Source organism: Bradyrhizobium sp. Kon37, from assembly GCF_055807535.1.
Window position 1 is genome coordinate 143,328 of record NZ_JBVVOY010000018.1, and the last position, 8,755, is coordinate 152,082.

7 protein-coding genes are annotated in these 8,755 nt (G+C 58.2%); all 7 read left to right on the forward strand.

From position 1 onward, the window contains the following. Window positions 1–125: 125 nt before the first annotated feature. The 7 genes from AC0L3J_RS27715 (at window position 126) to AC0L3J_RS27745 (ending at window position 8,462) form a co-directional block, all read left to right on the forward strand. Window positions 126–1,118: a hypothetical protein gene (locus tag AC0L3J_RS27715; protein ID WP_377791310.1), complete on the forward strand. Its 993-nt coding sequence runs from the start codon at window positions 126–128 to the stop codon at window positions 1,116–1,118. A 47-nt stretch (window positions 1,119–1,165) separates the two neighbouring features. Then, window positions 1,166–1,426, forward strand: coding sequence for a hypothetical protein (locus AC0L3J_RS27720; RefSeq protein WP_377791309.1), 261 nt, complete (start codon window positions 1,166–1,168; stop codon window positions 1,424–1,426). 264 nt (window positions 1,427–1,690) lie between these two features. Next, window positions 1,691–2,047 (forward strand): hypothetical protein, encoded by a 357-nt coding sequence (locus tag AC0L3J_RS27725; protein ID WP_473349016.1) that lies wholly within the window; start codon window positions 1,691–1,693, stop codon window positions 2,045–2,047. Continuing rightward, window positions 2,038–4,680, forward strand: a complete 2,643-nt coding sequence (locus tag AC0L3J_RS27730; protein WP_473349018.1) for a caspase family protein — start codon at window positions 2,038–2,040, stop codon at window positions 4,678–4,680. The genes AC0L3J_RS27725 and AC0L3J_RS27730 overlap by 10 nt, the downstream gene beginning before the upstream one ends. Window positions 4,681–4,894: 214 nt before the next feature. Beyond that, window positions 4,895–7,414: an MBL fold metallo-hydrolase gene (locus AC0L3J_RS27735; protein WP_473349019.1), complete on the forward strand. Its 2,520-nt coding sequence runs from the start codon at window positions 4,895–4,897 to the stop codon at window positions 7,412–7,414. 46 nt (window positions 7,415–7,460) lie between these two features. Next, window positions 7,461–7,751 (forward strand): hypothetical protein, encoded by a 291-nt coding sequence (locus tag AC0L3J_RS27740; RefSeq protein ID WP_473349021.1) that lies wholly within the window; start codon window positions 7,461–7,463, stop codon window positions 7,749–7,751. A gap of 87 nt (window positions 7,752–7,838) precedes the next feature. Continuing rightward, window positions 7,839–8,462 carry a hypothetical protein gene (locus AC0L3J_RS27745; RefSeq protein ID WP_473349022.1) on the forward strand — a complete coding sequence of 208 codons (624 nt, stop codon included), beginning with the start codon at window positions 7,839–7,841 and terminating at the stop codon, window positions 8,460–8,462. The last annotated feature ends 293 nt before the right edge of the window (window positions 8,463–8,755 follow it).

Sequence of the window (8,755 nt, forward strand, 5' to 3'; positions counted from 1 at the left end):
ACTGCACTTGGCGTTGGAAAGAACAAGATGGTCGCGCGGAACAGCCGCGACGGTCGTCTGTCGCCAGCGGCTGATTATGACATCCGGGAATTTCGACACATTTGAACAATTGCAAAGAGGCCTTTATGCAATGGATCGCCCGCATTGCCCTCCTATCCACGCTTTGCTGTGGCGCGTGCTCGATTTATCCGCTCCCGGAGGACACTACTTCTTTTGACAGCGACCGAATCGCCTCGGTCATCCGGTGTCAGACCCGCGATGCCATCCGCCGAGTGATCGTTGCTTTGATCGCGACGGGCAAAGATCGTGTCGTGTATCGTGGAATGACCGGATACCAAACGGCTGCATGGCTGGAGCAGCAACCCGCTCACTTCCACGAGGTCAAGTGGGACCAGATTACCGATACGAAGATCAGGGCGCCTTTGCTTTTTTACAAGGACACGTCTGTCAGCTACGATTTTACAATTGATACGACCGAAGTGAACACCGCGGGTGTCAATGTTACGCTGGTAAAGAAACTCTTTGCCGGCAACGACAGCATCGGGCTTGTCGCCAAAAACGATCGAACCCGTGAAGTCAAACGGCATTTCAGGGCCTATGACAGCTTCGACAGTTTGGCACGGTTGATGAAGGAAGAGACTTGCGATGGCATGCCGCAGCAAGTCAACGCGCTCTATCCCGCAACAGGTTTACTCAGGATCGATTCCCTGGTGAATAGCTTCCTGCTTGCCAACCAATGGGGAAATCTTGCCGGTGACGATGCCAATTACACCACCGCGCAGATGACCGATACCCTGACGTTTACCACCAAATTCACTGGAAATGTTGATCCCTCGACGGCGATCGATCCAGTTACTGGACGGTTCGTGCCCTCCAGTGCCTCCTTGAACATCGACAACAGCCGTCAGGACCTTCACACGATCCTCATCCTGTTGCGTCTCCCGCCTAATACCAAGGGCCTGCCTCAATTCGACGAATATGGACGCATCATTGCACCGGGATATGTCGGCCAAAAGGCTGCGGCCTCGGCTGCCCTCGATCGGCAGCGCGATTTCAACACCCAAGACGCCCTGACGAAACTAGGCACGGGTATCGGACGTGTGGGCCCGGGCCTCTAGACTAAGCCCGAACTGACACCAATGACTTTGGAGTAAAGGAGAGAGACGTGGCAGGTTCCCCCCGCAAAGGCATGAAACTGTACGACGTACGAGCGATCTACGCCTTCTTCAAGATACTCGAAAATTCACAAACCAGCGAAGGCAAGAACAAGCTCGAATTGTTTTTGGCTGATTGCGACAAGAATGGAAATAAGATGGGCGTCGATCGGGCGCTTTTCGATCTTGGCCATGATCACTTCAGCAGTCCTACTGACATCGATGCGGTAGGCCCGGATTGCCCGCTTTGCCCCAGTCCGGGACGGTCATAATGCACCTTCTCGGCCGTACGCTCATGCGTCGAGCTTCGCTTGCCTTCTCGGAAAAACTGGGACAGTTTTGATCGCCGCGATGGTTGGCGCACTCCGCATGCATCGTCGTGATCGCGTTGGCTATCGTGGAATCGGGAAGGAGACTGCGCCTGAATGTCGAGCGAGCAGTTGTTGGCTTGCCCGTCAATGGTCGAATCGTTTCCCTCAAAGGCGAACAGATGATGCCTTACCGTGCGAGTTTGATTGTTTGGAGGATATACAGTCGTGCAAATGCCTAACGAATTTTTCACCGTTCAAAGCATGTTGACCTTGAGCGGAGCGACGGGCGCGACTTTCGTCATCTGCAACGGCCTTCAGACGGCTTTCAACTTCAACCCTAAATGGCTTGGGTTGCTGGTCGCCCAGATCATCGTCCTTGCCGGCGTGGTTGCGAGCGGCGGCGCCGGTCCGATGCCGTATCTCGTCGGCGTAATCAACGGATTTCTTGTCTATTGTTCCGCCGCCGGTGCCACCAGCGCAGTAGGCGGTGGGGGCGCGCCCCCCATCGCCCGAGGACAGGTGCCGGGTCAAGACGCTCCGCTCACGCCCGCTCGTCGAGGCTTTCTCACGCCTTGGTTCTAGCAAGAAAAACAGCCGCAAGCTTTGGCAGTACGGTTCGCGCCGTAGCGATCGGGGTGGGCCGCGTTGCTGACAATTGGTTGCCGCCGTTGCCGACGCCGGAGCGGGAAGCGGGAGCCCTGATCGAGGCGCTACGACGCGACGACGGGTGCGGCGTTCCGCTGGACAGAGCCGGACCCGCGTTGATCGGTCCGACCTGTACTCGGTCGGCGGTGCTGAGCCATCTGCGATCGCTGTTCGAGGCTTCCTCGGCAGACGATACGATTGTCATCTATTTTGCCGGTCATGGCATCGCGGCTGCCGATAATTTCTACCTGTGCACGGCCGATACGAAGGAAGGCGATCTAGCCGGTTCCGCGGTCTCGGGAGGCGATATCGGAGAGCTGATCGAGGCGGCACAGTGCCGGGGCATTCTCCTGCTTCTTGATTGCTGTTTCAGCGCCGCGGCTGCCGAGCATGCACCTGCGGCATTCCGTTCGCTCCGATCGGGGGAATTCCGCCTGCTGTTGGCTTCCGCACGCGCCGGTCAGCGTTCCTGGGAAACGGCCGACGGGTTTGGAACCCACTTCTCAACGTCGCTTGTCGAAATTCTGGACGGACGTCGCGTGGTCGGTCGCGGCGACGGCGCCATCTATTTCTCCGATCTCATCGAAGGGCTGAATGCCGGCATCGCGGAAAAACGCGCGGAAGCCAACCTTCCGCCACAAGACATGGTCTTCGCCGGCACCTACACCAGTGATCCATTGGTCTTCGTGATGCGCGGCCAGACTCTGGAGTCCGTGCGTTTCGCCACGGCGCGATACTCGCCACGCCAACTGAGAAGAAAAGTCGCCAGAAGTCTTTTGACGGTGTTGGCGCTGATCTTCTTCTGCTTGGTGTCATGGTATGGCATCATCGATGCGACCGAGTACGTTGACGAAGAAGGAGGACGTCTGGTCGCCTATCGCGGTCATCCGCACTATTCCCTTCCCGGATACCCCCAGCATATTTGGACCTACGCATACGGCTCCGAACGGCTCGCCCCGGGAGCCAACCGGCAACTTCCACTCGTGGCTCCGATTGGAAAACCGGTGGCACCGCTGGTAGCCGAGCGACTGGATCCTCTCGTCGCAGCCTCGCAGCGTGTCGCCGCCGGAGATATCGAATCTGCCTCCAAACTGACACAAGACTTGCTGGCGCGCCCGGACGTACCGTTCGAAACGCAGCTCGGTGCCCGGTTGCTTCTGACCGAAATCGCGGAGGCCGAGCAGGTACCGCTCCTGGTACGTTGGACGCTTGATCAAAGAGCCGAGATCAGGCTGGCCGCAGTGCGCGGATTGTTCCGCCTTGATCCCCGGCGTGCTGTGGACCGGGCCTTGACGGATCTATCAGGCGGAGGGACTGGCCTCGACCATTCGGGCATCCTCCGTCGCCTGCAAGGCACCTGCACGCCGGATATCGAGCGCTATCTCCGCCGAGTAGCCGATGTCCCCGGCACCCGACCATCTCCGACGTTGGTCGTCGACACAGCCGTTCGCGTTGGATGCCGCCTCGACGATCGCTTTCTTCTTAGCCTGATTACGAGAATTCAGTACCGAGACGCAGCTTCGATAGCGGGTTATGCCGTCTGGGCGGGGTTGTCGGAAACCCCCGCTGCTTCGAATCCGAAGGTCGAACTGTGGCGACGCCTGCTGCTTCAGGCACATCTTCCCACATTTCCATGTGATCCGTCCTGGAGCGACGTGCTTCGTTCGAAGCAAGCGTCCGAGGTCTTGCCGGCGGCGTTGGCGATAGCGCGTCACTGCCCCGGAGCGCGGCTTCAAGTCCGTTGGAATAATATTCCTGGACTGATCCGCCTCACTGTGGAGCAGCAAGGTCGCGCGCCCCAGGATGTCGACGGTTTGTTTGCTCCGTCGGGTGGCGTCGCACTGTTTGCCGAATTGGTTCCCTTGATCGCACGATCGATAGATCAGGATGTGGAGCGTGTAAGGGGGGCGATCGAACTATCGTCGGACTCCTCGCTTCGGGTGGCCATGCTGGAGCTGCTGACCATCTGGGGAGACCGGAAGGGTCTGTTCACGTCCTTGCTGGACGCCAACTCCATCGAGCTTCGAAAGGCCTATGCGGACCATGTTCGCTTGGCGGAGACGACGAGACTTGCCGACGAACTCAGCGCACGTATCGGCCATAACGACGCTTTCTACACGAGCCTGCTCGGCCGGATTGAACTGCTGCCACTCACCCGATCACGGCTCGAGCTGATGTTACGGGGCACGCGCGAAGAACGCCGTGCCGCAGCATGCGTGTTGGCCATGCAGGCGCCGGTTCGAACGGCAATCACCGTTCTCACGGATCCGGACGGCGACATTCGTAGCGAAGCCGCGGACTGCGTCTCTTACAACGCCGACGCCGAAGCGATCGTCGCGGAGCTCCCGAAATCGGTTGGGCTGTTTCCTGTCGAAGGCTTTGCGACCATCCAGCAGCAAGTTCGCCTCAAATCAGGCTTCCAGGCGCACCTTGCTGCGCTGCCAGACGAACAACGATCCTGGCGCCTCGCCATCGCAGACACCACGCCCGGTTCCTTTGGACTGTGGGGGAAGGGAATGCGGGACTGGTTTGAAGAGCAACGATACAGGTCCTTGGCCGGTATTCGGTGAGCCTTGCAAGTGGTCCCCCTGCGCTGATTCCTGAGAGCCTTCGACCATTCTCTACCCAAGCGAATTTTATGGTCCCGACCGGCGCATCGCAGGCCGCTTGCACATGACAGTTTTAATATCCCTTGGAGATCAGTAGTAGTTGTAATAGGATACAACTCAGCGGCTTTTCGAACCGTCGTTTTTGCAGACATTATTTTTTTGCTGGGGCCAGCCAATGAAATTGTATCTCTTTGACATGGGTTCGAAGATCTATGGTGACTGCATTCTTGCGGTCGAGGGTGATCGACGGATCTTGATCGACGGTGCCCATCCGGGGGATTGGCAACCAAGCGACACAACACCGTCCATCCCTCAACAGATAGCAAAGGTATTGGGGAAACCGCCCTTCAAGATTGATCTACTCGTGGTCACGCACTGCCACTCGGACCACATCGGCTGCCTCCCGAAGATGGTGCAGGACGGAACGGTCGAGTTCGAATGGGCCCTGGTCGCCGACGAGAAAATGGGATTTCCGACAGATGGCGAGGACGCCTCGCTGGACGCAGAGACGGCAAAGGTTGTGGCCGCGATGTGCGAAGAGCCGCAGCCCGACCTCGACGGCCCCGCACTGGACCAATTCCTGACTGATGCCGTCAAACTCTCCGGCAACTATTCCGCCATGTTGTCCAAGCTTAAGACCGACGGTACCAAGATCGTTCGGTACACGGGTCCGTCTGCGAAAGTGAAACAGATCGAAAAGGCGTTCTCCGATTTCGGCCTCTCAGTCCTGGGGCCGACGAATGAGCACCTCACCGTATGCCGCGACGAGCTCGCCGGACTCAAGAAGAAAGTGCGCAAGGCCGCGGACGGTATCCGCGCCACCGACGCGGGTGTGGACGCGGTTGCGATCTATCGTGCGCTTCTGTCCAACTCCGCGCCTCCCACCGTAGGTTTGACCGACGACCTACGGCAATACCTCGATAGGGTGGGTCCCGGTGCTGCCTTGAACGACCAGAGCATCGTACTGACGCTTGGGACGGACAATCAGAAAGTGCTGCTCACCGGCGATATGCAATTGGCCGTGCCCGAGGTATCAGGCCTCGACGATTCGATGACGGCGCTGTTGGAGACGATCAAGGCTGCCGGCCCGTATCAGTTCGTCAAGCTTCCGCACCATGCGTCCTACAATGGGTTTGACGAGAATGTGCTGACAGCGTTCAAGGATGCTCAGGCATTCGGAATTTCGACTGGCAGGGGAGATCCCAAGCATCCAGATCCGGGCGTCCTCAAGTTTCTCGAGAGTATTGCCGACGCTTATCATTGGGCGCGGACCGACCGGAACGGGCTCATAACAGTGTCATTCGCCGGCTCGAAGCTGAAAATCGGCGTGGACGACGGAGAGCTGAACGATTCGTCGCCGAACGCCAAGGATGTCATGCCGGAGGAGGAGGGATCGTCCGAGGTGCCCTCACCACCTGTTCCTGCAGTTTCGGAAGCGCCCCGTCGTCCTCCCGGCCCGGTATCCGTGGTCAGGACGACGACCTCCGGTGAGGTGGAGGTTACCGCCAAAATCCCCCATCAGAAGACGAAAGTCACCATTACGATCGAGATCGAGCCGGGCGAACCCGACATTGCGGAGCCGCCAAAACCCGTGAGCGATGTTAAAAAAAAACAACTAGCCGGGGGTAGGGATCTTCCAGCGCTTCTGTTTGTCACGAATTCCAGGCGCCTCGCCGATAACATTGGAAAATCGGAGGCGACGGGTGCGATCGCGACGATCACCTCGTCCCGCCAAACCATCGTTGATCTCGACGGGCTGGCTGCCCCGCTCGACGCGATCCGTCGCGCTGCGCAAAACGTGCCGGTCAAAGGCGTCGTGATTGTGGGCGGCTATGATGTCGTTCCCTCCGAGCGGTTCGATACGCTTCCTCCTAGTCTGCGCAACAGCATCGGACCAAGCGCCCAGAACGATCCGGACAACTTCATTGTCTGGAGCGACCAGATTTATGGCGATCTTGATGGAGACCGTCTGGCCGACGTTCCCGTTTCCCGAATTCCGGACGGACACACGGCAAGGATCGTCGACGTGGCATTGACGGGCAATGGGGGCGTTTCGCCGTCCTTGAGCCGGTTCGGACTCCGCAATTTCGTGCGGCCCTTCGCCGATAACGTGTACACCGGACTTCCTGGTCCGGAAACGATGCTAACCTCGCGGGAGGTTCACTCGGAGGCCATCGTGTCGGGTAGCCTTTCGGCGAAGCTCATTTACCTGATGCTCCACGGGTCGGATACCGACGCCTCTCGGTTTTGGGGCGAGACTCAAGGGGGTATGCTTGAGGCGATGACGGTCGGCAACGTTCCTGACCCTTGCGGAGCCGTCATTTTCGCCGGTTGCTGTTGGGGTGCATTGACCGTTCGTACGCGGGCGTCCGTGTACCGCGCTGGCGATCCGCTCCAGGTCGTCACGCCGGCTCAATCGATCGCACTTTCATTCCTTGCTGGAGGAGCCTCGGCGTTTGTGGGCTGCACGGGGGCGCATTATTCCCCTGTCGAGGGGAATCTGGACTATTTTGGAGCTCCGATGCATTCGGCGTTCTGGAGGCAGATATCCCTCGGAAAGCGGCCGGCGGAGGCCCTGTTCCAGGCAAAAATAGACTATATTCGCGGCATGCCCCATGGCCGCACGAAAATCGAAGAACTTGCGATCGAAAACAAGATTCTCAGACAATTTACCTGCCTTGGACTAGGCTGGTGAAACACTATATAATGGCAACTTGATCCAGTGGATCGGAGGTCGCAAAATGGCCGGAAAATCTGATATTTTCAGCGGCTCTATGGACGATTGGGAACCCGTCGATTCTCCGTCAAAGGGCGTCGATTCAGTCGCTAAGCCGGCTCAGAAGGCAGACCGCGTGGCGGAGGAATTCGTCAAGGTCGCCAAGAAGTATGCTTCGGATAGCGACACCTCGAGCGGACAAAGCTTGGAACATTCGACCCTCGTGCGGGCCAAAAAGAAGGGTTCTCTAGACAGTGACGTCAACTCCAAGACGTTCGTGCTGTCCGGCAACAAGATTGTCGGATCCCAAGGCTAAGCTCGCCTCCAGGTACGAGGCATTTCACGATCAGAACCCGTTCAGCCGCGAGAAGAGTGGCGGTATACTGCTTCGAACGGGGCACCTGTGGCATTGCTCATCGACGACATCGCGAAAGACATAGCCCTCACCCGATGGGCTTTGCCCGAATGTCTTCACGTTCCGATCGCGGCCCTCGATGAGGATGCCATCCGCAATTACGTTGGAGCTGTGGAGCGGGTTGTATCAGGCCCGGGTTTGAGAAGCGCCCTCCTCGTCACCGTACCCGAGCCGGCCGATATTGATCCTCTTCTTCCGATCAGCGATCATCCCAACGTTGGCATTCTCCACGCCCCGCGGCAGGTATGGGTTCACATCGCGTACAAGGCCTATCGCCCGGCATACAAGAGGGCGTTTCCGGGTGAGAATATCGATGGCCTTATACTAAGCCATGCCATGAACAGGGACACGGCGGCATATAAGGGCTTCGACTTTGTGAGAATTACCCCGGTATCCGGCGTCGCAAACCTAAGCAGCGCATTCACGGAACAATGGGCGAAAAACCGGCATAGGCCGGAAAGCCCTGTCGTTACCCGCCGGACGGGTCCGCCCTTTATTCAGTATGCCGATTTATCCGATCTCATGTTGATGCTCGATATGATGGTCGGCGGCGGCGTTATGGACGCCGTCAATGAAGGTCAACAATTGCTCCAACGAAAAGCGCAAAATTAACTGGCGAGAAGCAGTCACGCCGCCGTTGGCGTGGTGCGTTTCAGAACCGCCGTATATCGTAGGCTCTCGCCAGGTTTCCGATTTGCATGCCGATTAATTTGCGGAGCGTCGCCTTCGACCAGACCCACGTGTCGACCTCCCAGACGTCATCGGGAGGAATGGTCTAATTGCCGAGGTATCGATCGCTAACGCACACGCCGGCTTTTCGAGTTCATCGTAAGCGTAGCGCCGCGGCCCTTTAGATTGTCTGTGCGCGATCTTGGGAGCGCCGTTAGAAGAGCCATCTTCTGCAA